At 54.0% G+C, this 24,259-nt stretch carries 27 protein-coding genes and 1 pseudogene; 7 read left to right on the top strand and 21 right to left on the bottom strand.

The window, feature by feature from the left end; all coding sequences use genetic code 11:
- Positions 1–52: 52 nt before the first annotated feature.
- The 4 genes from RB_RS22750 to RB_RS22735 form a co-directional block, all read right to left on the bottom strand.
- A complete protein-coding gene (locus tag RB_RS22750; protein ID WP_011123035.1) occupies positions 53–772 on the bottom strand; it encodes a sigma-70 family RNA polymerase sigma factor in 720 nt (239 codons plus the stop codon).
- A gap of 168 nt (positions 773–940) precedes the next feature.
- Entirely contained in the window at positions 941–1,399 is a 459-nt protein-coding gene (locus RB_RS22745; protein ID WP_007330832.1) for a MarR family winged helix-turn-helix transcriptional regulator, read from the bottom strand.
- A 254-nt stretch (positions 1,400–1,653) separates the two neighbouring features.
- Positions 1,654–2,136, bottom strand: a complete 483-nt coding sequence (locus RB_RS22740) for a GNAT family N-acetyltransferase (RefSeq protein ID WP_164922384.1) — start codon at positions 2,134–2,136, stop codon at positions 1,654–1,656.
- Positions 2,133–2,984 carry a PhzF family phenazine biosynthesis protein gene (locus tag RB_RS22735; protein ID WP_164922383.1) on the bottom strand — a complete coding sequence of 284 codons (852 nt, stop codon included), beginning with the start codon at positions 2,982–2,984 and terminating at the stop codon, positions 2,133–2,135. Before RB_RS22735 ends, RB_RS22740 begins: the two co-directional genes overlap by 4 nt.
- A gap of 112 nt (positions 2,985–3,096) precedes the next feature.
- On the opposite strand from RB_RS22735, the gene RB_RS22730 reads away from it, so the two are divergent.
- Positions 3,097–3,720 (top strand): HD domain-containing protein, encoded by a 624-nt coding sequence (locus RB_RS22730; RefSeq protein ID WP_011123030.1) that lies wholly within the window; start codon positions 3,097–3,099, stop codon positions 3,718–3,720.
- Positions 3,721–3,732: 12 nt separating this feature from the next.
- Here RB_RS22730 and RB_RS22725 read toward each other — a convergent pair whose 3' ends face one another.
- Both RB_RS22725 and RB_RS22720 read right to left on the bottom strand, forming a co-directional pair.
- Entirely contained in the window at positions 3,733–7,080 is a 3,348-nt protein-coding gene (locus RB_RS22725) for an efflux RND transporter permease subunit (RefSeq protein WP_011123029.1), read from the bottom strand.
- The gene (locus RB_RS22720) at positions 7,077–8,879 is read right to left on the bottom strand and encodes an efflux RND transporter periplasmic adaptor subunit (RefSeq protein WP_011123028.1); all 1,803 of its coding nucleotides are present in this window, start codon (positions 8,877–8,879) and stop codon (positions 7,077–7,079) included. The genes RB_RS22725 and RB_RS22720 overlap by 4 nt, the downstream gene beginning before the upstream one ends.
- A gap of 436 nt (positions 8,880–9,315) precedes the next feature.
- On the opposite strand from RB_RS22720, the gene RB_RS22710 reads away from it, so the two are divergent.
- Positions 9,316–9,774, top strand: a complete 459-nt coding sequence (locus RB_RS22710) for a DUF1569 domain-containing protein (protein WP_011123026.1) — start codon at positions 9,316–9,318, stop codon at positions 9,772–9,774.
- 72 nt (positions 9,775–9,846) lie between these two features.
- Here the strand turns inward: RB_RS22710 and sugE are convergent, their stop codons facing one another.
- Together sugE and RB_RS22695 are read right to left on the bottom strand one after the other, a co-directional pair.
- Entirely contained in the window at positions 9,847–10,233 is a 387-nt protein-coding gene (gene sugE, locus RB_RS22705; protein WP_276664856.1) for a quaternary ammonium compound efflux SMR transporter SugE, read from the bottom strand.
- A 233-nt stretch (positions 10,234–10,466) separates the two neighbouring features.
- Complete coding sequence (locus RB_RS22695) at positions 10,467–11,165, bottom strand: hypothetical protein (protein WP_164922381.1); 699 nt, start codon at positions 11,163–11,165, stop codon at positions 10,467–10,469.
- Positions 11,166–11,455: 290 nt separating this feature from the next.
- Between RB_RS22695 and RB_RS22690 the strand changes: the two genes are divergently transcribed.
- The 4 genes from RB_RS22690 to RB_RS22675 all read left to right on the top strand — a co-directional run bounded on the left by RB_RS22690 (position 11,456) and on the right by RB_RS22675 (position 14,978).
- Complete coding sequence (locus tag RB_RS22690) at positions 11,456–12,235, top strand: SDR family NAD(P)-dependent oxidoreductase (protein WP_165447223.1); 780 nt, start codon at positions 11,456–11,458, stop codon at positions 12,233–12,235.
- 77 nt (positions 12,236–12,312) lie between these two features.
- Entirely contained in the window at positions 12,313–13,686 is a 1,374-nt protein-coding gene (locus RB_RS22685) for an NAD-dependent succinate-semialdehyde dehydrogenase (RefSeq protein WP_011123021.1), read from the top strand.
- 3 nt (positions 13,687–13,689) lie between these two features.
- The gene (locus tag RB_RS22680; protein ID WP_011123020.1) at positions 13,690–14,715 is read left to right on the top strand and encodes an NADP-dependent oxidoreductase; all 1,026 of its coding nucleotides are present in this window, start codon (positions 13,690–13,692) and stop codon (positions 14,713–14,715) included.
- A gap of 80 nt (positions 14,716–14,795) precedes the next feature.
- On the top strand, positions 14,796–14,978 hold the full coding sequence (locus RB_RS22675) for a YqaE/Pmp3 family membrane protein (protein WP_011123019.1): 183 nt from the start codon (positions 14,796–14,798) through the stop codon (positions 14,976–14,978).
- A gap of 21 nt (positions 14,979–14,999) precedes the next feature.
- On the opposite strand, the gene RB_RS22670 is transcribed toward RB_RS22675, so the two are convergent.
- The 9 genes from RB_RS22670 to RB_RS22630 form a co-directional block, all read right to left on the bottom strand.
- Positions 15,000–15,716 (bottom strand): ZIP family metal transporter, encoded by a 717-nt coding sequence (locus RB_RS22670; protein WP_164922379.1) that lies wholly within the window; start codon positions 15,714–15,716, stop codon positions 15,000–15,002.
- The gene (locus RB_RS22665) at positions 15,709–16,128 is read right to left on the bottom strand and encodes a DoxX family protein (protein WP_011123017.1); all 420 of its coding nucleotides are present in this window, start codon (positions 16,126–16,128) and stop codon (positions 15,709–15,711) included. The genes RB_RS22670 and RB_RS22665 overlap by 8 nt, the downstream gene beginning before the upstream one ends.
- Before the next feature lie 110 nt (positions 16,129–16,238).
- On the bottom strand, positions 16,239–16,676 hold the full coding sequence (locus RB_RS22660; RefSeq protein ID WP_007327520.1) for a hypothetical protein: 438 nt from the start codon (positions 16,674–16,676) through the stop codon (positions 16,239–16,241).
- Positions 16,677–16,722: 46 nt separating this feature from the next.
- Positions 16,723–17,022, bottom strand: coding sequence for a Rho termination factor N-terminal domain-containing protein (locus tag RB_RS22655; protein WP_011123015.1), 300 nt, complete (start codon positions 17,020–17,022; stop codon positions 16,723–16,725).
- 18 nt (positions 17,023–17,040) lie between these two features.
- The gene (locus tag RB_RS22650) at positions 17,041–17,394 is read right to left on the bottom strand and encodes a hypothetical protein (protein ID WP_007327518.1); all 354 of its coding nucleotides are present in this window, start codon (positions 17,392–17,394) and stop codon (positions 17,041–17,043) included.
- Between the two features lie 78 nt (positions 17,395–17,472).
- Positions 17,473–17,640: a DUF1328 domain-containing protein gene (locus tag RB_RS22645; protein ID WP_007327517.1), complete on the bottom strand. Its 168-nt coding sequence runs from the start codon at positions 17,638–17,640 to the stop codon at positions 17,473–17,475.
- Between the two features lie 264 nt (positions 17,641–17,904).
- Positions 17,905–18,606: a hypothetical protein gene (locus RB_RS22640; protein WP_011123012.1), complete on the bottom strand. Its 702-nt coding sequence runs from the start codon at positions 18,604–18,606 to the stop codon at positions 17,905–17,907.
- 87 nt (positions 18,607–18,693) lie between these two features.
- Complete coding sequence (locus tag RB_RS22635; RefSeq protein WP_007327515.1) at positions 18,694–19,071, bottom strand: hypothetical protein; 378 nt, start codon at positions 19,069–19,071, stop codon at positions 18,694–18,696.
- Between the two features lie 205 nt (positions 19,072–19,276).
- Positions 19,277–20,470: a hypothetical protein gene (locus tag RB_RS22630; RefSeq protein WP_231845898.1), complete on the bottom strand. Its 1,194-nt coding sequence runs from the start codon at positions 20,468–20,470 to the stop codon at positions 19,277–19,279.
- A 247-nt stretch (positions 20,471–20,717) separates the two neighbouring features.
- Here RB_RS22630 and RB_RS22620 point away from each other — a divergent pair, with 247 nt between their 5' ends.
- The gene (locus tag RB_RS22620; RefSeq protein ID WP_011123009.1) at positions 20,718–22,313 is read left to right on the top strand and encodes a tetratricopeptide repeat protein; all 1,596 of its coding nucleotides are present in this window, start codon (positions 20,718–20,720) and stop codon (positions 22,311–22,313) included.
- A gap of 9 nt (positions 22,314–22,322) precedes the next feature.
- On the opposite strand, the gene RB_RS22615 is transcribed toward RB_RS22620, so the two are convergent.
- The 4 genes and pseudogenes from RB_RS22615 to RB_RS22600 form a co-directional block, all read right to left on the bottom strand.
- A complete protein-coding gene (locus RB_RS22615) occupies positions 22,323–22,766 on the bottom strand; it encodes a GNAT family N-acetyltransferase (RefSeq protein WP_164922377.1) in 444 nt (147 codons plus the stop codon).
- 147 nt (positions 22,767–22,913) lie between these two features.
- Positions 22,914–23,129 (bottom strand): annotated as a pseudogene (locus RB_RS28215) (cupin domain-containing protein); the annotation flags it as partial.
- Positions 23,130–23,388: 259 nt separating this feature from the next.
- Positions 23,389–23,595, bottom strand: a complete 207-nt coding sequence (locus RB_RS22605) for a CsbD family protein (protein WP_007327509.1) — start codon at positions 23,593–23,595, stop codon at positions 23,389–23,391.
- A gap of 65 nt (positions 23,596–23,660) precedes the next feature.
- The gene (locus tag RB_RS22600; protein WP_051058096.1) at positions 23,661–23,840 is read right to left on the bottom strand and encodes a hypothetical protein; all 180 of its coding nucleotides are present in this window, start codon (positions 23,838–23,840) and stop codon (positions 23,661–23,663) included.
- Between the last annotated feature and the right edge of the window lie 419 nt (positions 23,841–24,259).

Here is a 24,259-nt window from a genome sequence, read left to right as displayed (position 1 = left end):
CTCTTCAGTCGGTTTCAATCACACCAGTCAACACTCGGCCGATGGATTGCTATCAGGTCATGATCGTTCTTAATTTCGCGAGCCCGCGGACCCACAGTTTTTCAACACTGTCGACGCTTTTGTCCATCGACTTGGCGACGTCCGCGAATGACATCCCTTCAACGTGACGTAGAACGATGACCTCGCGATAATGTTCCGGTAATGATTCAAGTGCCTCCGCCAATTGCAGGAATGCTTCATTGCGAGCAAAGTGCTGACTCGGTGATGTCACGTCGGCAGCGATCTTCGATTGCAGGAATCCGGATGCGTTGACCAGACTGGCATTCAAATTTTGCTCCAATCGAGGATCTCGTTTCTGAGTCCCCAAGTATTTCCGCAAGTGCATCGCCAAGACGTTCGACAAAATGCCTCGCAACCACCCTGCAAACTCCTCCGGGGTTTGGCCTCGAAAATCCGCCATGTTGCCGTGAGCCGCAATGCATACCTCCTGTGCCAAATCCGATGGGTCGGCTTTGCCTTGCAAGTGATGATGCAAACCGGAGCGAGCCAGGAATTTGACAAACTTTCGGTAGCTATCGAGCAACTCGCCGAGTGCCTCTTGGTCACCTGAACGTGCGTCGGCGATCAGCTTGACAATGCGGGTCTGCGTTTCATCTGGTTGAGATCGTTCAGTCATGATGTTCAAAATCAGCGGCACGAGAAGTTGCCGCCATTTTGTGACAAAAACCGTCGCACCTTGGAACCAGTTGCGGTCTTTGTTGAAAACCGCCATTCAATCCAGTGACTTTATCAGAGACCGTCACGCTGTGGCGTGACCGCAGATCGCTCGACCACACGGAAAGCATTCAAAACAGAGCCAAGCAGGCCAAGCGGTCGTTCCGACCCTGCATTCTCTGCCAAAGCGATCTCGCTGGGCGGCGATCGGTTCACATCAGCGAGCTCAGCCGGGGATCCGCTCGCGGGCAATTTGCAGAATCCGATTGAGCGAGTGCAGATCCTCGGCCGGGACATGCCCCAGCAACTCGCGATGCAGCGATTGGATGGGCTCATCCAATTTGTCCAGCAAAGTGAGCCCTTCGTCAGTCAGTCCCACCAAAAAAACCCGACGATCTTGATTGGATTGCTGCTTGTGAATCAATCCTCGATTGAGCAATTGGTCGACCACGCGAGTGATCGCAGGTGAAACCTGGATCATCCGATCAGCAACTTCCAGACACGGCATCGGAACCTTCTCGCCCCGCATGATCCGCATCGCGTTATATTGCGAAGGAGTCAAACTGAAGGTTCGCAGCAGACGAGCCAAACGATTCTCAAGCAGATCGCTGGTTCTTAGAATCCCCAGCATGGCCTCCTGCTCAAGCGATTCGAACGGTCCCTTTTTCTTGAGCTCTTCGCGCAAAGAGGACGGCGTCATCAATCATTCCTTGGGGCAATCGTCGATAACGGCGCGCACTTCTACAGTTCACGCAGTTGATATTGTTTCAGTGCCCCAATTGCTTCGTTCGCAAGAGATCAAAGCAACGTCAACAACATTGGTTATGAATCGGCGACATGCGTTCAAAATGCCAAAGATTCTCCCCTCGCTCGTTAGAATCGCTTTCCCCAACCAGGGCTGGTTACAGTGGTAACGACATTGCGGAAAAACGGTTCACGTCACCCTGAGTTCAATGTCGTCTTCTGCCGCCATTCCATGCGATAGTTCGTCAGGATGACTCCACGGCATTCCACCTGCTGACATTTGACCGCCCGGAATCCCACGGACTCAAAAAACGGTTTCGCGGTGATGCTAGCCTCAGTGAAAACGGTTCGAATCCCCAACCGCTCGACCTGACTGCGCAGTTCTTGCCACATCCGTTTGGCAACACCTCGGCGTTGGTGATCCGCGGATACGAACAATCGATCCAAGTGCCCATCGTGGCTCATGTCAGCAAATCCAATCAGTTGAGCACCTGATTCCACCACCACCGCAAAACGCCCCTCAAATCGTTGCGTCCAGCAGTCCAGGTCCACCGTCTCAGGAGCCCATGCGTTCAATTGAGACTCGGAGTAGTCACGACAATTCACCCGATGAACGGTATCACGGAACAACCGCCAACAATCCATCGCATCTTCAACATGAAATGGGCGTAGCTTCATGTCTTGTCTCTCTCACCCCGCAAATCCGCCAGCGAGATCATTAGACGGCCTTCCAAAACGGTGACTGCATCGCCCGTCAATAGCACTCGGGCGTCATCGACTTCACATCGAACCATTCCACCACGTCGAGAAGCTTGATGCCCAACCAACGGATTGATTCCCAACCGCTTCGACCAGTACGGGGCCAAGCAACAATGTGCGGAACCCGTCACTGGATCTTCATCGATCCCGCATCGCGGCGCAAAGAACCGTGATACAAAATCAATCCCATCCCGATCGTCCTGTGAAGTTACGATGACACCGCGAGTCGGAATATCTTTCAATGCTTGGTAGTTCGGCCGCAGCTCCATCACCGATTCACCTGATTGCACCACCATCATCAGATCGAATGCGGTTTGGTAGACCGTCGCTTTGGTGATCCCAAAAGCAGACTTTAGATCCGAAGACAGCTTCTCATCATCGACCAGCGAGCAATCCAAAGCAGGAAAATCGAGTGTGATCCCTCGATCGCTTTGCGAACAAACGAGTTCACCGCTACGCGTTTGAAAGCGAATCTCAGAGCCTTTCGCGACCAGCCCCTGTTCCCACAAAACATGAGCAGAAGCCAATGTTGCGTGGCCGCACAAATCCACCTCCACATTCGGCGTGAACCATCGCAATTGATAGGTGGACCGGTCAGATTCCCGAACGAGAAACGCTGTTTCCGATAGGTTCATTTCTCCAGCAAGATTTTGCATCCATTCGTCACTCGGGAACTCGGGCAAGATGCAAATTGCGGCCGGGTTCCCTCCAAACGGCTTGCTGGTGAAGGCGTCCACCTGCCAAATCGAAATATCGGCGTTCGACATAAAACTCGTTCTCGGATGCGGAGACTGAATCAACTCATTTCATGAGGCGGCACAACCATCCGGGGTTCACCACCACCTGCGAGACGACTCGATTTTTGAGTACGATTCGACGATGAATCATTCAAAAACAATCATTCGTCGTGTTGCCGACATTGTGAGTCAACGCATGGCTGACCAACAGGCCGGTCACGGAATCGACCATGTCCGGCGAGTCCATCGAACCGCGTGTGACATTCAGCAGCAGATTGGCGGCGACCGCCTGATCGTCGAACTTGCCGCACTGCTTCACGATGTCGGCGATGCAAAATTTCATGATGGCAAGGAACGCAGCGCAGAGTTCTCTCGCGAAATTCTGGCCAACGAGGGGATGGAGCAATCGACGATCGATCACGTCGCACACATCGTTGACAACCTTTCGTTTCGCAAGCACGAAACGGCGGAAGAACTCTCGGACGAAGGCAAGATCGTTCAAGACGCCGACCGGCTCGACGCCCTGGGTGCGATCGGCATTGTTCGAACAATCGAAAACGGAGCAACCGTCGGCCAACCGTTTCACATCGCTGGAAATGACCCCAGCAACCTGAGTGGCCCTAAAACCGGTGCCGGTCACTTTCATCAAAAGCTATTCCGACTCCGGGAAATGTTGCACACCGAACCCGCACGCCAGATCGCAGCCGATCGAGAACGTTTCATGGAAACGTTCCTGGATCAATTCATGAGCGAAATGGCGAACTAAAACCCCGACGACTCAAGATTCGCTAACCGGGACGACGCGGAACGTCTCCACCAAAATGGCATAGAACGCGGGCACAATGAACAACGTCAGCGTGGTGGTCAGTAGCAAACCCACGATCATGCACCACGCCAATCCTTCCCACAGTGGTCCGCCACTCAATGCCAAAGGCACCAACCCACCGACCGTTGTCGCGGTGGTGAGAAAGATCGGCAGCATTCGTTGTTTACCAGATTCAATCAAGCAATCCCGAAACTCTTCTTTGGTCAGACCGACGATCGGCCCGTTCGTTTCACCGGAAGACTTCTTTGCACGTGCTCGTTCGGCAATCAAAAGATCCGCGAACTCAACAAAGATGATCGCTGTGTTCAGCACAATGCCGAACAGTGCCAGGATTCCCAATTGCGGCATAAAGCCGAGTGACTTGTCCGACAAATACAAACCCAGCCACGCACCGACCAATGCCAAAGGCAACGTCGACAGAATGATCAGCGGTTTGGACCAACCGTTGTATTGAAAGATCAAGCATAGGACGATCAACAGAAACGAAATCGCAAACGACATCATCATCTGCCCACCAGCTTCGGCACTCTCTTCGTACGAACCGCCGGGTTCGATCCAGTAGCCGGTTGGCAGTTCTTCTTGCAACCGCTGCATCTCGTCCGATTTCAAAACCCGAGACACAACGTCGTTGCCCGTGACGCCCGGTTCCATTTGCGAACTGACTTCAATGGTTCGGTTCATCTTCCGTCGTTCGATTTTGGCAATTTCAAAGGTGGGCTTCAAAACGGCCAGCGATGCCAATGGCACTTTTCCTCGGTCACCTTCCACAAACGCTTCCTGCAAACCACGAACGGACTCACGTTCACTCGCCTTCAACCGGAAATAGACGGGCACTTCATGGTCGCCTTCCCGAAACGTTGTCAGCTGCAAACCGGAATAGTAAGAATTCAAAGTCCTCGCGATTTGCGAATTCGTAACACCAGCCAGAACCGCTCGATCTTGTTCCACATCGACCTGGATCTGGTACCCGTCGACTCCCCATGAATCAGATACATCCCAAGTCTCGGACTGTTCCGTGACGAGCTGTTTCAAATCGTCCGCCGCTTCACGCAGCACCGAGGGATTCGCGAAACCGTTGCCGGAGATCCGAAAGACCAACGGGTCTGCCGGAGGCCCCAAGGCCAATCGAACCGGCACAATGCGAGCACCAACGATTGGTTCGATTCCAAGAGTTTCATCGCCACGTTCGGCGATTTCACGAACCCGTTGTGCGAATTGTTTGGTGACTGATGCGTCCGTCGTACGGACCAAAATCTCCGCAAATGATCTCGACTTGGGCTCCGGATCCCATCCGAGATGCCAACGTGATCCGCCACCTCCCACCAACGATCGATACACGCGAAGCGGTGGCATTGCGAATCCATTCTCCGCCAACTTCTCTGACCCCAAACGTTGCAGAATGGTTTCCACCTGACGTGTGACTTGATCAGTTTGTTCAATCGTGGCAGTTTCGGGCAACATCACCTTCACGGCGAACTGAGTCCCATCCGCATCCGGAAAGAATTCCGAACTCACCGGCAGCGTTAAGATTCCGATCATCAGGCAGAGCGTGGCGACCGCCGTCAACCATTTGAATCGCACCGCCAAACCACCCAGCCATCCATACACACGAAACGCAAGATTCTCTTGTTTGGTTTTTGCCGACTTCGCAGTGGCTCGTTCGGGCGTCATAGCGGATTGGCGTTTTCTTCGGGGCCACCAACTCGAAATGCGATTCCAGGTTGCAACGACGGGTGAACCTGTTTGGTCTTCTTTCGGAGCCCGAATGAACATCCCCGCCAAGATCACGCACAACGACATCGCCAAAACCCAACTGAGCGCGAGTGTCGTCGATACCGTGACTGGCAAACTGTAGACGTATTCTTTGCCGCCACCTTCCAGGCTGAACAACATCGGCACGAATGCGGCCATCGTCGTCAGTGTGCCAACCAACATCGGGATCGCGAGAGTGTTCGCTCCGTCAATCGCGGCAGGGAACGGCTCCATTCCCGCCATTTGGTTCGACCTTGCCTGGTCACACACTTGCACGGCATTGTCGACCAACAATCCCAAAGAAATGATCATTGCGGCGAGCGAGATTTGTTCGAGCTGGACTCCAAACAACGAAATCAAACCGACTGTGACCACCACCACGATCGGAATGTTCGCAGCCATCACGAACGACGTACGGAAACCAACGACCAAGTAGACAACCACAACGACGATCAGCACGGCTTCGACCACATTGATGATCACGTCTCGGATCTTCTTCGCGACGCTTTCACTTTGATCTGACACCGCGGTCACGCCAATGTCTGGAGGCAGCAACTGTTCTACCTCTGCCATTTCCCGCACTCGATATTTGGCCGCTTCGCAAACATCGATGATGTTTGAACCGGACTTCATCGTGATTCCAAGCATCACGGCGGGAGTGCTGCCCTCTGTGTCACCAACTCGGCAGATGTAGTTTGCTGGGTCTTCGTAATCACGTGTGACCGTCAATCCAAGTTCGGCCAACGAAACGCTGTTGTCACCGCGACTGGTTCGCACCGTGCTGGCGATTTGAGTGATCTCATCGACAGCATTGAATTCGCCTTCGGTCTTGACTGAAAAGTGTCCTGAATCGGTGTCCAACTCTCCACCAGCCTGAATGATGTTTCGATCATCGGCCAAAGACTCCAGCTGGCTGGTCGTCAGTTCCAACTGAGCCCAATTGGAAAGATCGGTTTCGATGAAGATCGCTTCGGATCGCTGGCCAAACATGTCGACTTTCGCGATCCCCGGCAACAACCTCAATGCGTCTTGAACATCTTCCGCATACTTCTCCAATTGCCGCAACGTGTAGCGATCCTGCGGACGAATCTCCGTTCGATCCTTTGATGGAGTCTGGTGAATACCCAGCAACAACACCGCGGTATCACCGAACTCGTCATTGACGATCGGTCGCACATGGTCGGCAGGCATCGTCACCAAATCCACTCGCGCGCGAACTTTGTCCCACACGTTCTGGATATCGGCCGGTGCGATGTCGTCTTCTAACTCCACGAACACGGTGGATTGACCGGTCAGCGTGGTGGATCGAGTTAGCTTGACTTCCTCGATACTGGTCAAGTTTTGTTCGATCTTGTCCGTCACCAATTCCTCCACCGTCTCGGCGGGTGCTCCAGGCCAAGACGTCGAAACGACGCACACACGAATGGTGAATTCAGGATCCTCTCGTCGAGGAATGGTGACATAGGTCATCGCTCCCCATGCCATCGCCAAAATCGCTAAGGAGAAAACGATTGGACGGTACTTCACCGCCAAAGTGGGCAAATTCATTCTGCGGCTCCTTCGACCACCATTGGTGGCATCGGATTACCGGGCAGATGGCCTTCTTCCAGTTCATCCAGTCGTCGGGCCGCACCCACCTTCCGAACTTTCTCACCATCGCTCAAGAAGTGCACACCTCGAACGATCACCAGCATGCCTTCGCTCAGTTCTGGCGATTGAATCTCGATCATCGATCCGAGGTCCAAGTTGTCTCGCGAAACCACATCGACAGCCACCTTGGAAGCTTGGTTGTCTTTCACCACGTACAAGAATGCCTGACCAGCTTCTTCATCGATGGCATCAAACGGAACAAAGAAACCTTTCTTCTCGTTCTGGTCAGCCAAATCAACGGACACCAATTCTCCGGGACGCAGCATCCATTCCGAACCGGGATCCAAAACGATTGATTCACCGTCCCAATTTTGAGGAGGTGTCCCGCCGCCAGTCGCGTTCGGTGAGTCGGCGTTTGGATCGCCCACAAACCTACCGACGTAGAGCGAGTCCAAATCGATGTCGATAGGTTCTCCGCTGTCGTCCAACATTTGAACACTTCGAAAAACCCAGTTTCCCAAGAATGGAATTTTGAGTTCGTTTTCAACCAATCTTTGTCGTCGCACCTTCACAACGTCAGGCAGGCGTTCTCGTAATTTGCTGTTTGTCACGAGGTAGATGTAAGCACCTTGGTCATCATGGTGAATCGACTCTTCCTCCACCAACACAACTTTGTCCGACGTGCCCATCATTCGGTTCAGTCGTAGTGGCCACAGGTCTTCGGAACGAGCCACTTTGTCCTCGGGCAGGTCTCCTGGCAGTGGATCCCGCAGACGTTCATTCAACAACAACAACGTCATTGTGAACGTCCGAGTGTCGGGATCCGCACTCGCATCGACGTTGTAGACAAAAGCGTTGGTGTTCCGCTGGGTGCCATCAGGCAACGCATAGGTAGTTGGTAACTGATGGCGGCGTCGCATCGACCGAGATTGCTTCGCCGACAATTCCACTTCCACCTTGATCGGGTTGGTCATCTGCAACGTCAACACCGGATCACCCGCGTTGACGACACTGCCCGGAACAACATTCACACCTGAGATCTGACCTTGATAGGAACCGTACAACGTCGTGTGTTCCAAATCACGCTCCGCATCACGCAGGGTTTGTTCAGCGCGTCGAATTTGCGACTCCGCCGACTTCAACTCTGCTCGCGTTTGTTTCTCAGTGGCAAGCAAACCGCTCAACGAAGCCAATCTCGTTTGCACCAAATTTCGAGCTTGGTCGTATTCGCTTTTGGAAGCCGCGTTTTGTTGCTTCAAGTTTTCAATGCGTGAAAACTCCATTTCGGCAAGAGACAAATTCGCACGCGCGGACTCCATTTCCGCTGGCAAAGACTCCTTCAATCGGATCTCGATGCTTTCCTTGTTCAGCTTCGCGACTTCCAGATCGGCGACGGCGGACTCGACGGCAATTTCGTAGCGTTCCGGTTCGATTTGGGCGAGCGGAGTTCCATGTTGGACCATCTTCCCGTCCACATCGATGACTCGCCCATCAATGTTTTCGCCTGGTTCCAAAACCCACGATACCTTCCCACCGACTTCGAACCCAATGTCCTCCGTCTTCCATGACTGCACGCTGCCCGACGCGGTGTACGACGAAACAGGCACAGACTGGGTCAGCGTCATCACTTCGACGGGTCGAGGTGCCTTCTCAAATTCGACTTCTTCCTCGGGAGCACAACCGGTCGCGATGACGAGCCCGACAAGAATTGCAAAGCGAGGGATCAGCCTCAATTGAGACGATAGACGATCATTCATAGATTCATGCAGTCAGAGAAGAGCGAAACGCCGCGTGGTACTCCAATCGAAATACCCACGTGGGAAGCACGTCGCGGTTTGTACCAAGTATTAGAATTTGGCATAGCTACGATCGGGCCCCTGGGGTGCACTGTTGTGGAGGGGCAACGTTTCTTCAAGAGAACCAATCACCCACTCATCGACAAACACCACCTCAGATTCGTGACGCGTCCAGCCACGATGATCAATTCCAATCTCAGTCCGCCGCGACCGCGGCGAGTTTCAGCAGAAACGGCTTTGGATCAGGCAACTGCGAGTCCGACTGATACAGAGCGTGACAATTAGCCGCCATAACGAGGAGTGATGAGACGCCCCGTCTGGATACGATAGAACCCAAACGCGCGTTCTTCTTATGAACCGAGGAACGATCAAAGATTCGTAAAAGGACGATTGGATTATGTCAGACCTCAGATCATTGCAGTTCGAGAATTTAGACGATGCGGTTCTTGAAGCTCAATCGCTTCTACGCACTGGTTACCATCCCCAGGGCAACTGGTCGCTCGGACAGATCTGCCGACATCTCACGCTGGTCCAAAACCCGAGCGTCGATGGCTACCCCGCCTGGATGTCATTGTTCGCGTTTTTGCGTCCGGCGATGAGACGATTCCTGCTTCCCAAGCTTCGGCGTCCCGACTCACCTCGCGGAATTCGAACGTCATCGATGTTTGTCCCGCCTGAGGACATTGATGATGCGGAAGAGGTCGACACTTTCGCTCGCAGCGTCGATCGATTCCGAGCCCACTCGGGCGAATACGCACCGCACCCGGCATTTGGAAGGATGAGCCGAAGCGAGATCGAAGAGATTCACACTTGGCATGCCGCCCATCACTTGCGGTTCCTAACGCCGAATGAATGAGCATCCATTCAAAGCGATGAAATAAGCCGACGCTTCGATGATCGAGACAAGCGAATAGAGATTCCTTCAAACTCAGCTTTCGCTGGACGCATTGAGTGTTTCAGAAGCTTCGATGCTCGCACCACTTGATGAGGCCAACTTCAGACCGACAATCCCGGCCACGATCACCGCGATACATGCTAAACGAATCGCATCCTTTGATTCGCCAAACAAGATCATGCCTGCGATAGCGGTCCCCACCGCACCAATCCCGGTCCAAACGGCGTATCCGGTCCCAAGCGGTATCTCACGCAACGCCAACGAAAGAGTGAAGAAGCTTGCGATCATGATCACAATGGTGATCACCGTCGGAACGGGCCGCGAGAATCCATCGGTGTACTTCAATCCAACGGCCCAACCGATTTCAAGCAAACCGGCGATCAACAAGTAGCCCCAAGCCATCATTTTTCCTTCAAACAATCCGCCATCATCCAAGGCCGATCGCGACCAAACCAGTAGTGCGGTCCTCGCAGCCTGTTGATTTAGTCGTATACCGAATGACAACCACTAGCCGATGGGCGTTAGCCCCGGTTGGCGTGTGGCTAACCGCCGCTAACGCGGTACGGCTCATTCAATCAACAGACCGCTGGCGAGCGGCGAATTGCTCAGTATCTACGCACAACTTTTTTGAGCAAGACCGAGCGTTGCGTGATTCAGGCGTCGATCGCCTTCGTTGAATAGGCATCGTCAAAGCGTTCGTCGAACTCAGCGAACACGGCAACCAACTCGGGACGGTCCAAGACCTCTTCCACTTGTTTGGCTCCCTCTTCCATGCTTGCATCCGCCTGTAGATCACCGGCGGGTTGAGCTTGATTCTCACGACCGGCAACGTTTGCTGCCAAATCCATTGCGGATTCCTTCCATCCGCTCACTCCAGACAATGCATCTGACATCGCCGCCCGAACGACGCGAAAGTCCATTCTTGCAAAGGCCTCCTCAAAGGATTCTCGCATCGCCAAAACTTGATGAGGCTTCACAGGCCCCGTCCGGATGGTTTCTTGTTTGAGCAAACGATCAAGCGTTCGCCCCAGCAGCACCATGCGAATGATCTCCATCGGAACGCCGCGCACGGAGGTCAGAATTGCCACGATCTTTCGGATTGGAAACAGCAACAACTTTATCGGTGCCTTCGCCAACATGCCCAAACATCCGGCGACGCACCCTGAGTCATCCGCGTAAAAAGCTCGAAGTTCCTTGAGTGAATCGGTCCGATCGTGTGCTTCCAACGTCCGTGTCACCACATATCGTCGGCATTGGCCTCGAATCACGTCATCCACAAATGGGATGGGCACGAATCGCGCGGCGGAAGAAACCATGCCCGCGAGAATCCATTGATGCGTCAACCAATTCATAGTCACAAAAGTTCGCTTGAAGAGAAGAAAGCCTGATCGGCGTGATTTTCAGATTGCCCCACGACTGGGTGATTGCACTTCTTATGCCACGCGAAAATTCGGTCCTGAGGGACGGATCAAGAGGGCGTTGGTGCAGCAATCCATTCTTGGCATGACATGTGCGAGGCTTCTTCCCGCTCACCTCTCGATTCGTCACGCATTGTCTTGCGTGTGGACGACTGATCATGTCGTTCCTGGTGAAAGCCCGATCCCGAGCCTTTTCTTTTCGTCGCCTCAATGGACACCCATCGATGACTCAACACAACACCGCACTCATCACTGGAGCCTCATCGGGTATCGGACGAGAACTAGCGATTCACTTCGCAAATGGTGGAAACGACGTCGTCTTGGTCGCCCGCAGCGAAGACAAACTCCGCGAATTGGCGACAGAGATTGAATCCCAATCGGGACGGTCCGCTACCGTGATCACAAGCGATCTCTCGCGTATTGAGTCGGTTGACCAACTGTGCAACGAACTGACCCAGCGGTCCATCACGATCAACACGCTTGTCAACAACGCCGGTTTTGGCGCACTAGGCAAGTTCTCCGAGCTTTCCGCTGATCGTCAGACCGACATGGTGATGGTCAATGTAGTTGCATTGACTCGCCTGACCCGTCAATTGCTGCCGAGCATGTTGCAGCAAAACCGTGGCGGCATCCTCAACGTGGGTTCCATCGCGGCGTACCAAGCCGGTCCCAACATGGCCGTCTACTACGCCACGAAGGCATACGTGCTCTCGTTCACCGAGGCTCTGCGTGAGGAGTTGTCCGGAACCAAATTGCATGTCACCTGTCTCGAACCAGGCCCGACCGAAACCGGCTTCGGAGAAGATTCTGGGATGGGAAAACTGGACATATTCTCATCCACCGCGATGACCGCAAAAGCGGTCGCTTTTGCCGGCTACGAAGGCTACCTCAACAACGAAGACGTTGTCATTCCAGGTTGGAAAAACCGTTTAATGGTGACTTCGGCAGGTTTCTTGCCTCGTTTCGCAACCCGGAAGTTGGTTGGAAAAATGCAGAGTGCATAACCTGCTTCCCAATCCACAAATTCCCATTCAGCAATCGTCGATCGCTGAATTCAAACTCATTCAGAAAGGACATTTCCATGTCGATTACAAGCGTCAATCCAGCCACCAACGAAACCATTCGCGAGTTCGAACCGCTTCACAAAGATGACGCGATGCAAGCCATCGAGACTGCCCACAAGGCATTTGAAGAGTGGCGAGCCACGTCATTTGACGAGCGCAAAAAATGCATTCTCAAATTCGCCGAACTCCTGCGAGCAGACTCCGACGAATACGCCCGAATGATCACGCTCGACATGGGCAAGCGAATTTCGGAATCGCAGTATGAGATTGAATACTGTGCGAACATCGCTGAGTTCTATGCTAATGGTGCCGAAGAATTCCTCGCCGACACTCCAATGGAACGGGTCGACGCCAACGCCTACCTGCACTATGAACCGATTGGGGTGCTGATGGGCGTGATGCCATGGAACTTCCCGTTCTACCAAGTCGTTCGGTTTGCGACGCCGAATATCATGGCGGGCAACACCGTCATGGTCAAACATGCCAGCAACGTGCCGCAGTGTGCAGCCGCGATTGAAGAACTTTACAACGACTGCGGGTTGCCAAACGGCGTCTATCAAAACCTGTTCATTCCATCCGACTTCGTCGATTCCATCATTTCCGATTCGCGAGTGCAGGGCGTTTCCCTGACTGGAAGCGAACCTGCCGGTCGAGCCGTCGCTGCTCAAGCGGGCAAGAACCTCAAGCGAAGTGTTCTCGAACTGGGCGGCAACGATCCGTTCATTGTCCTCGAAGACGCCGACATGGAACTCGTGATCGAGCAGGCCGCGAAAGGCCGGATGGTCAACGCTGGCCAGTCCTGTGTGGCCTCCAAACGCTTCATCGTTGTGAAAGAAGTCGCGGAGCAGTTCATGAATGGTTTCAAAGAGAAACTTCAAGCATTGAAGCTCGGCGACCCAATGGACGAAGAAACCACACTCTCGCCACTCTCAACCGAAGACGCCGCGGTCAAGCTACAGGAGCAGGTTCAATCGTCCATCAACGCCGGTGCGACTGTCGTGCTGGGTGGAGATCGGCCGGACCGCGAAGGAGCATTCTTCAATCCAACCATCTTGACCGATGTCACACCGGACAACCCGACGTTCGATCAAGAACTGTTTGGCCCGGTTGCAACCGTTTACGTCGTCGACGACGAGGCCGCAGCGATTGAGCTGGCCAATCATTCGTCCTATGGATTGGGCGGATCGGTCTACACAACGGACATCCAGCGAGGACGCCGCGTCGCTGAAAAAGTGGAAACAGGAATGATGTTCCTGAACCAACCCACCAGCTCGCAAGCGGAGTTGCCTTTTGGTGGCATCAAGAACTCCGGCTACGGTCGCGAACTTTCGCACCTGGGCATCTTGGAATTCGTCAACAAGAAACTGATTCACTTAGGAGAAAAGGAATAAATCATGAGCACTGCAACAAGCAAAGCGGTTCAGTCCAAACAAATCGAATTGGTGTCGCGTCCCGATGGGATGCCGCAACCATCCAACTTTGAACTCCGGAAGGCGGAAGTCGGGCCAATCCAAGACGGCGAGATCTTGGTGAAGAACCAATGGATGTCCGTTGACCCGTACATGCGAGGGCGGATGAAAGACACCGACAGCTATGTGCCTCCGTTTCAAATCGATGAGCCACTCGAGGGCGGCTGCATCGGCGAAGTCGTTCAATCGGAGAACGACCAATTCAAGGAGGGCGATATGGTCCTCGGAAACCTTGGTTGGCGTGAGTATTGGACGTCTGACGGAAAAGGAATCACAAAGATCGATCCGAACATCGCACCTCCGCAAGCCTTTCTTGGTGCCCTCGGCATGACAGGAATGACCGCTTGGGTCGGATTGCACAAGATCGCTCGGCTGAAAAAAGGCAGCACCGTCTTCGTCTCAGCGGCCTCCGGCGCAGTCGGTTCCATCGTTTGCCAATTGGCCAAGGCCATGGATTGCCGCGTCATTGGCAGTGCAGGCAAAGAAGAAAAGATTCAGTGGCTCAAGGACAAGACCGGCATCGACGCGGTCATCAACTACAAAGAAGTTGACAACCTCAGCGAAGAACTCGCCAAGCATGCTCCCGACGGCATCGATGTCTACTTCGACAATGTTGGCAGCGACCATCTTGAAGCAGCCATCGACAACATGAACGACTTTGGTTGCTGCGTTGAATGCGGCATGATTGCGACCTACAACGCAACCGAGCCTCCCGCCGCTCCACGAAACATGTTCAAGGTGATTGCCAAACGTCTGCGTATCCAAGGCTTCATCGTCCGCGACCACATGGATGCCAAGGACGAATTCGTCGCCGACATGGCGAAGCTCATTCAACAGGACAAAGTTGTCTGGGAAGAGTCCGTCACAGACGGCATCGAAAATGCACCCGATGCGTTCATCGGGTTGTTCGAGGGCGACAACCTTGGGAAGCAACTCGTTCGTCTGAACTGATTCCCGCCCTTGCCGATGCCAAGCATCTCACAGAGGAATCTCACAAATGAATTTCAAGCTATCCACTGAGGAATGTCCCCATGAGCTTCATACGGCTTCTACTGGTCTTTTTCCTTCCACCGGTCGCGGTTTACATGCAGTTCGGTGTGGGACATTACTTTTGGATCAGCGTGATCTTGACGCTGCTCGGGTTCGTGCCCGGCCTGTTGTATTCGCTCTACATCATGGCCGCGCGGCCACCCGGGCTCTCGCGACTTTCCTGATGCCTGCGAAGCACCCGCAGGTCATCCCTCCAACAACACGTGCCCGATGAGCCCGAGCAGGAAACCGAAAACGGCTCCGATCGCTGGTGCTCGCTGATTTTCGGTTTTTGCTTGCGGCGCGAGATCTTGAAACGTCAGATACAAGATGCCGCTGGCCGCAAACAACATGATGAAGTCGACCACACGAGGGAAACTGGCGAGGTGTTGATAACCAATCCAACCCGCCAGAGGCCCCAGAGGAACGCATGCTGCCAGACAAGCGATGAGTTTCCATCCTTTCAGCTTGGACGATGAGTCCAGCTCGCGATACGCATTGAAACCTTCCGGCAGATTCTGCAAACCAATCAAAACGGCGAGCAGCATTCCGGCACCTTCCCCTGTCGCGAAGGCGGCTCCCAGTGCCACCGCTTCTGGGACAAAGTCCGATAGCATGGCGACCAATTGTGCCATCGAGCTCTTCGAACGATCCAGGAGCGTTTCCAGACCCCAGAAGGCGAGTCCCCCCAACACAAACGCGGAAATAATCCAGGGCAACGCCAGTTCTTTGATTCCCTCCGGAACCAGCACCAACGCGACAGCGGAAACCAGCACCCCGCCTCCAAACGCAATGACGCTGTGGCGAAATTCTGTTTCCAACCATTCCGGCGAAATCTTTTCAACCTTCGCCAGCAGACCACCGATCGGGATGGCCGACCCGGCCATCGTGGTCAGCAACAAAACCTGAGCCAATTCATTCAACGTTGTGCTTCCTTCTCGAACAAGCCACCCACCAAACCAACGCAATCAAAATCGCTTGAAAGGGCAACCGAGCAATCAATGCCGTCGGTGAAAACGCATTATAGCGATCAGCATGCATCGCCATGTGCACGTTGGCCGGAAAGACAGCGATCAAGAGGGCAATCAAACCAAAGCCAGCGACTTTGCGAAGACGCTCGATCAGCAAGCCAGCCCCTCCGAGGATCTCAAAGAACCCTGATATAAAGACGAGCCGCCTGGGTTTTGGCCAGCCATCCGGGATCATTTGGACATAGAAATCGGGCGAGACAAAGTGATTGAGTCCCGCCAGCATGAAGAGACCGGCGATCAACCACAAGCACACCGATCTTGAAACGAAAAACAACCGACGAAGAGAAGAGTGAAATTTCGACATCACTCACTTCGTCGGTTGATAGAAGCTTCTTCACCCCACGAGGGGTTTGGCGGCAAAGCGAAGGCAGTGCGCCACACGTCATGACAAGCCGGTTGAAACACCAAACCGGATCAACCCCAAGTTCGGGTCTTAAAATGTTCCCAGCGGCTTGGTTCGCGATTCTGGCGGAACCACAACGCTGTGACGGTGACACCAACGAGAGCTCCCGCAACGAAGCTTGCCAGAACCGATTGAGTTGGGCGTTCTGCAATGCACTCGTCGGCTCGCATCACAGCAAATCGAGCAGACTCGCTCGCTTTCCGGACCGAATCTTCAGCAGTGTGGCTGATACGATCCGCCATCGACTCTTGCGGAGCAAATTCGCGGACGACCGATTCAATTTCATCTTGCGATGCATCGACGCGACCTTTGACGAATTCAATCATCCATTCCGCCTCGTTCGGGCACTTGGACAACTCCTCTTCTTTAATCTGTGGCCAGCGATTGCAAACCGCTGAGCGAACGCGGGTCCAATCCGCTTCGTGAGCCACGCTCGTTTCCGTCGACATTTCAATTTCCTTTTGTGATGATCTTAAGATAGTTCGCAACAGGCGACTAAGATCGCTTGCTACGAATCGCCTGAATCAACTCTAACTTGTTCATCTTGCTCCGTCCCTCGATCTCGAGTTCCGACGCAATGTTATGCAGCTCGTCCACCGTCCGGTCTTCCAAAGACGTGTTCGGATTTCCGGTTCCTTGAGTGGTTCGGTTCGGTGTGCGTTCTTCTTTTCGACGTTGCTTGTTTACTGTACGAGCCGCGATCTCTTCCGCTTCCTCTTCCGAATGTCCACGGTCCAGTTCGCTGTCTTTGATGTGCTCGTACTGGCGACGATCCTTTTCGGTCCACTCAGCCATTGTTTCACCTCAGACGCATTAGGCGTCGGTTGCGGAACTGATGTTGGCGGGTTTGGATGGATGATCATCGGACGGAGATTTCGATTCCCATCGTTGGATCGATTGAAGCTTGTTCCCAAGCCGCGCGGTAAGAGCGGTCAACGCTCCGCCACGATGCATGGCCTGTTCGCCACAGCGATCTTTCACACGGCGTTCGACTTCTTCCACGACAGTCCGTTCGGACTTCCATGTGTGACCGCTCATGACCAACGTCTTCAGCAAGCCATCTTGTCGTTCGACAAGCATCTCACCATCGCTTTCCAGCGATTGACAAACCAATTCAGCAAGCTCATCCAACGCTTGCTCGATCTGTGGGTTCAGTTCCTGATTCATTTCTCTATTCCTGACTAATGATGCAACAGGGCCGTTTACAACAGCCCGTCAAGCGTCACTTGGGGTTGAATCCCTGAATCAGACAGTTGGTCCGCGACGGCCCATGACCAATCCGAGGACAAACAAAACGAGGAAGACAACAAACAAAACTTTCGCGACCATTGCGGCGGTTCCGGCAAGCCCACCAAAGCCCAATGCGGCAGCGATCAAAGCGATTACCAAAAACGTCAAAGCCCAACCCAACATAATATTCTCCTCGAGTTTCAATTTAGATTTTCGCGAACACGAACACCGTGACCTTTGCGAACGAAACCTAGAGGAAAGCGATTACCGTGCCGAATGTGAACTCAGCGATCGATATTTGTCTCAGAAGAGAGAAAAGAGCCGTCTTTGCAGGTGGCACTACTAAGAAAACGCTCGGTTTTGATCGCCGTTGACGCACACCGCATCAAAAACGACCAATGTTCACGGTTGTCGGTCTGAAGCGGACACTGAACAACCGCTGCAGGATCAATCCGATCCACCACCAAGCTCGGGAAGGATGAATCTTTTACCAGCGTGCTCGGCGACGAACCGCTGCAAACCATCCGCCTGTTGCTTCACACCACTGGCAGCAGACTGTTGAACTTCGCGATCGGCTCGTCCGACGAAAGCTTTTGGAACCGTGACAAGAACATCCAGTTCGATTGATAGGGTGACTTCGGTTTGGCTGCCGTTCGGTCGCGCATCCAGCGTTGTCTTGTAAGCTTCCAAGTTCGCCGCCGCGGCAATCGATTGGGTGACAACACTCATGGAACTGGGCTGAATGTCAGCTCGTTGTCGCAGCGTCAATTCATCAGCATCGATATGTGGGTCGTTCAAACTAACTCGCAGTTTTTTGACCGCTTGGACTTCGGCTTTTGATTGACCTCGGATTGCATTCAAGATGGGTCGATCATCTTGGCTGGTTTCGACCTGCAAATCCTCCACACTCTCATCGATCAAAGTCATTCCGGATTGCTCCACGATCGCAGCGGTCGCGTTTTTTCGGACCATGATCTGGCGAAACTTATCAAAGTCGCAATCAACCAAAATTGTCTTTTCGGCCGCTCCGGTGGCCAGATGTTCAACCGAACTGAATGACAGGAAAGCGAAAGTCACGCTCACTGCAACCAGCAAAACTGCGACAACCGCCAAAACAACTCGGGATGGGGATCGAAAGGGAAGGTTCATTTCACTGCGTGCTCAAATAAAAAAATGCCTGGTGGCCAAACGACCACCAAGCATTGGAATGTTTTAACTCACCAAGTCGGTGATTGATCATTCAACCTCAACTTCTTCTAGTTGATCCGCTTTGTTTTCGCCGGCTTCTTCCAACGCGTCAGCTTTCTGTTCGCCGAGCGATTCCTTTCGATCCGCCTTCGTTTCGCCACGCTCTTCAATCATATCAGCTCGGTCTTCGGCTGCGTCTTCCGTGGCTTCCGGAGCGTTTTCAGCTTGGTTCCGGATGTTCTCAGCCTTTTGCTGAGCCTGATCGCGGATGTTTTCTGCGGTGTTTTGCGACGAATCGCGAATGTCTTCGGCTTGCTGCTGAGTTGCATCGCGAAGGGCGTCTGCCTCTTGGTCAAAGGCGGACTCATCGCAACCAACGGCAACCATCATGCAGGCGGCCAACAAAAATGCAGTGATCGATTTCATGGTTCTGATCCTAAAGTGAAAGGGGTGCCGCCCTTGCGGGGGAGGCGGATTTTTCATTGCCCGCAAGTCGCGGGCGTTCGGCATTCACTTAGGCAACTTGCGTACCAACGAAAATCATTTCGATCAGCGCAGCAAAAAAGGCGGGAGCTGAACTCCCGCCTTTCAAATGGACCGTGATGTTGACCGAAAAACCGGCCAAGACGAACTAGCGAATCGTTCCGCTGGTGCTCGTGCTGCTCGCGGCGGATGCCTCGGCTTGGCCCGCAGCCGATGCGGCCGCTTGGCCCGCACCGTTTGCGGTGGCTTGGCCTTGGACGGAACCGTTTGCATTCACCGCTGCGGCGGATCCAACATTGTTGGCAGCGTTCGCTTGGAACGACTGGACGTTGCTTTGCGTCGCAGCCATGGCTTCTTGTTGAGCCGACGCAAACGCGTTCAAACGAGTTTCCATCGCATCCGCCTGTGCCAGCAACTCCGCGTTGGCCGATGCCAATGCTTGATCACGCATCTGAGCGATTTCAGCTTGGCGTTGACGTGCGGCAACCGCGATCATCGTCGAGAAGTCGACGTTCGAAGCCAGCACACCGGCGACGCCAAAGTTACCGTTGCCTTGCCCAGCTCCGCGAATCGACTGCCCATTGGAAGCACCGGCTTGTCCCTGAGCGACTTGGCTGAATGCACCACTGAAAGTCGATCCGGCGATGCCAGATGCATCGGTCGATTCAGGAGCATTCCCTTCCGGTGCCGACGGGTTTTGCGATGGTGTGCTGGTCGGTCCAGTCGAACTTGGTTGTGCTTCGCTCGATGATGGGCCGTTGGCGGTTTGAGCCGTTGCGTTTTGACGAACGGAGGCGGCAGTGTTCAGAACAGCTGATGTGCGAAGTGGGTTGAATTGACCGAAGACCGAATCGTAAGCCTGAACTTCAGCAACGCTGATTTGGATCGGACTGGCAGAGATTCGCGAGGACGAAGCGAATCCGGCAGACGTTTGTGACTGTGATCCGGCGACGTTGGCGTTCGCGTTCAGGTTGACTCGAACGTCCGCGTTGGCATCGACGTTGGTTCGCGATGCACGGTCAGCGGCAGCGTTGGCTTGGGCTTGAGCACGCACGGCCAGAGCCGCGGCGGTTTGAGCTGCGGCTTCGATTTGATTTCCGACGCGAGCTTGAACTCCGTTAGCAACGTTCGCTTGAATGCGTTGTTGAACCTGGCTCTGCACGTTCGCTTGAACTTGGCTTTGAACACGAGCCTGGACTCGCTGTTGCACTTGGGTTTGCACGTTCTGTTGAACTTGCCCGCGAACACGCGAAAGGGCTCCGTCCAATCCTTGAGCCTGAACGGTTCCACTGGTGCACAGCATGCATGCGATGGCCAAGGCTTTCTTTGAGTGACGTTTCATCCGTGAGTTCAACTCCATGTGAATTTCCTGACGCTCGACTTCCATCGCATCCTCAACACGACCATCGTGAATCGGGGTGGCAACCGGCCAGCGTCAATTGATACCAATCACGAGCGAACGGACGTTCACTCTTTGACCGGCCGCAAAGTACGCAATCCAAGACGTCAATTTCCAGAGGAATTCGCAACGCATTTTGCGATGACATCCGTTTGACGACTCAATAAGGCAGCACTCGCTCGATCACTGCATGACTGACCTCAACGGCCATCTCCGAACTCTCGTACTGACCGCTTGGACGGGGGTATTCTCCGTCCATGGCATCGCGACCGCACAAGATGTCGCGAACCCCGGATTCACGCCGGCATCACAAAACTCAGACTCGCCCGGACTTGCCAGCACGCCCGATCAAGCCACATCCGTTGCGCCGCCCAGCCCGGCCCAAATGCGGATGTTGGGGATGTTGCAGCAAAAAGTTGCCAGCAACCCCAACCACTCCGATTCCTGGCGGACACTCGGGCGACTGCAAAAAGCACTTGGTGACGTGGATTCCTCGATCGAGTCGAATCGCAAAGCGTTGGAACTCGACCCATTCAACGCGGCAGCTCACTTCGACCTGGGACAACTGCTCCATGGGTTATCGCGACCTGAGGCGGCCCGGTCTCACCTGACCGAGGTGCTGAAGATCGCTCCTTCGAGCAGCTATGCCGATCAAGTCCGAGCGATGGGCATCGAAACGCCCACTCCTGCTTTGGCACAACTGGCCGCCCCGACCTCGAGCGCAACCGCCGCCGAACCATCGGCGATTGATTGGATGACGTCCGATCCGGCCAACGTGGCTCAGGCGAGCGAACTCCCCATCCCGCCAAATTTTGCCGGTGTTCCAACTCAAACCGTTGGGTACGAGATTCAAACCTTCGACGGTTCGGACGATCTCGAAAATCGACTGCGACAACTCGAAAGCGAAGCGGAATCACCGACCAGTCCGTTCCGAATCTTTTTGGAAACAGGATTGCTGTACAACACGAACGTCACGCTGACACCAATCAGTCGCGATCTCGCTCAAGACGAACAAGCCAGCTTTCAGTGGTTCGCCAGCCCCGATTTGGATTGGAAACTGATCCGTCGCGAAAATTCGCGTGCGGGTCTCATGTTTCGCGGCTACTTCACCGCCAACGAAAGTCAGTTCCAAGAATTCAATTTGGCCAGTTTTCAACCGGGTGCGTTTGCCGAACGAGACTTTCTGTTCGGCGGAAACGAAGTGATCGGCCGAATGGAATACGTATTCTCCAATGACTTTTTTGATGGCAATCAGGTCGGTGACCGACACGCGGGAACGGCATCGTTCACGGTGATCCGTCCTGATTTGAATGCATGGTATGGATACACGACGATCGCCCAATCCAATTTCGAAGACGACGGCGTGACACCCACGCAGACATCACTTGATGGAACCACGCTGACCTTTGGTGCCAGCCACTTCAAACGCACCAACTGGGAAGCGTTGCCGATGGTCGCTTTGGGAACCGATCTGGAATACGCCAACACGAAAGGTGACGACTACCGTTATCTCTCGATCAATCTGCACGGATCCACGGACTGGCAAATCAGCGCCCGATGGAAGTTCACTCCGACCTGGGGGGTGGGCTATCGCAACTACCCCGATTTCACCGATCCGATTGGCCGCGACGAAATCTTTTGGCGAGTGCACGGGAAGCTCAGCTATCAACTTACCGAACAACTTTCGGTCTCGGCCGTGGCCGGTCACGACCGATTCGCTTCGGACAACGAAGACTTCGACACCGAGCGATCTGAAGTCGGATTCCTGATCGGGTTCAAACGCTAGACGTGCTGATCAGCCCTCATCGGATGGCGCGATCATCCAGCACGAATGATGTGGCTGCATTCCAACATGCGGGTAGTAGCTTTCGGCAGCCGGTGCTGACAGCAAAATGAGCCGGGTCAGATGCCCTGCGACTTCGTGTGTCAGCCGAATCAGTTCGCGTCCGATGCCCTGGCCTTGGTAGTCCACATCAACAGCCAAATCCGACAGATACGTGCAGTAGGCATAGTCCGTGATGGCTCGCGATACGCCGATCAGCTTGCCGGCTGCTCTTGGATCCATCGCCGCTAAATCGTCGACCCAATGCGCGGTGACCAACACGTCAGCATGAGCCAGCATTTCTCTGATTCGCGGCTCATCCTCTACTGGACGACGTTCGGACAAAGTGGATCGTTTGAGCAGGTCGATGAACTCGTCCGATTCTAACTTCACGTCGGTGCGGTATCGGATAGCCATGGTCGAAATTGGTTTGGCAAGTGGCCCGCAACGCTCATGTGAACGATGCCGAGCAAATGGGTGGTGACTCAACCAAGCCAAGATAGCAGGAGCGGCGTTCAGGTTCACTCAGCCGACTTTCGCGGCTGTTCACCAACCGCTGTAGCATCAAGCCGGTTGATCACGATCACCGAACCGTGCGGGCGGGCTGGTCGCTTCGATTGCGACGATGGGTTCGATCACTCGGTAGCGGTGAATGGCTCCAGCGGGCACCAACCAAGAGTCGCCCACCTCCAGCTTGCCCGTTCCGCCATCCAGCTCCAATTCCAAAATCCCTTGCAGCAGATAGCCCACCACTTCGTATTCACGGGTGGTCGGTTTACTAAAGCCCCCGGGGCTTTACTCCCATCGGCGGAGCGCCACATGCTTTCCGGTCGCGAGATAGATCTGTCCCATCGCTCCTTGTTCAGCGTCGGAACCAGTTGTGATTTGCGGAATATCCATGGTCAGCCAGTTGATCTTTGTTTTTACGGCGTGTGGTCAAGACACGGAAAAAGGTCGTCGTCGATGGAAGTCGACGCGACCCGATTGAATTCATCCAAAGTTTGAAAGTCCCTCCCGTTTGGGGTGGCCTCAAATTCGTTCAGCAATTGCAAGAACTCTCGAACTGCTGAACTTGCTTTTCTGCTTCATCCTTTGCCAACCCGTATCGTTCTTGAACGACACCGACGAGCTCTTCTCGTTTCCCGTCTACGCGATCCAAATCATCGTCGGTCAGGTCACCCCACTGTTGTTGAGCTTGACCCTTGAGTTGTTTCCACTTGCCTTCGATTCGATCCCAATTCATCACAATTCTCCTGAAGATTGATGGTTCAAACTTTCGCGAACGATCGCCGTTCGCGATGTTGCTGATCTCTACTCTTCCACGTCGACGCTCAAACTGCCGTCGTCGATATCGCGATTCACTTCCACACCACCGTCCGGCGTTTCGATGTCCAAAACGGTTTCCTTGTTGTCGCATCCGGACACGACGAAGCCGGCGACCAAGGCCGCGGTTAGCAATAGAAAGTGGATAACATCACGTGGTTGTCTCATGGTTGGCCCTTTCGGCATGCGAGGAGATGACATCGAGGCAACCTGTTACCCAAAGCAACGACGGCGTCTCGGAAGCAAACCCAGGCAACGCGAATGCGATGCCAAAATTGTCCGTTCGATCCTCAGGCTGCTGTTTGAGCGAATCCAATCAGTCCATCCTGCTCTCAGCCGTTGTGTTTTGCGTAGGACCGCGATTTTCGGAAGAGTAACGATTGAGGTTCCGGCCACGCGGCAGTTTGCTTCGCCACTGGTCGATTGATCGGAAATTGATCAGCTGCAATAGTCGTATGGACATCCGTCTACAGTGGTAGTCTTCAAAAACGAAACGGTCTGAATCGAGTCGTGAACGCGTCATTTGCGGCCCTCGATCGATTGACCCAAACGGGCTTGTCGCTTCCAATCAGGACGATTCGGTCGTT

This window comes from Rhodopirellula baltica SH 1 (assembly GCF_000196115.1).
GTDB classification, from domain to species: Bacteria; Planctomycetota; Planctomycetia; order Pirellulales; family Pirellulaceae; genus Rhodopirellula; species Rhodopirellula baltica.
Note: the sequence above shows the minus strand (reverse complement) of the source record. Positions and strands in the feature narration are given on the sequence as shown.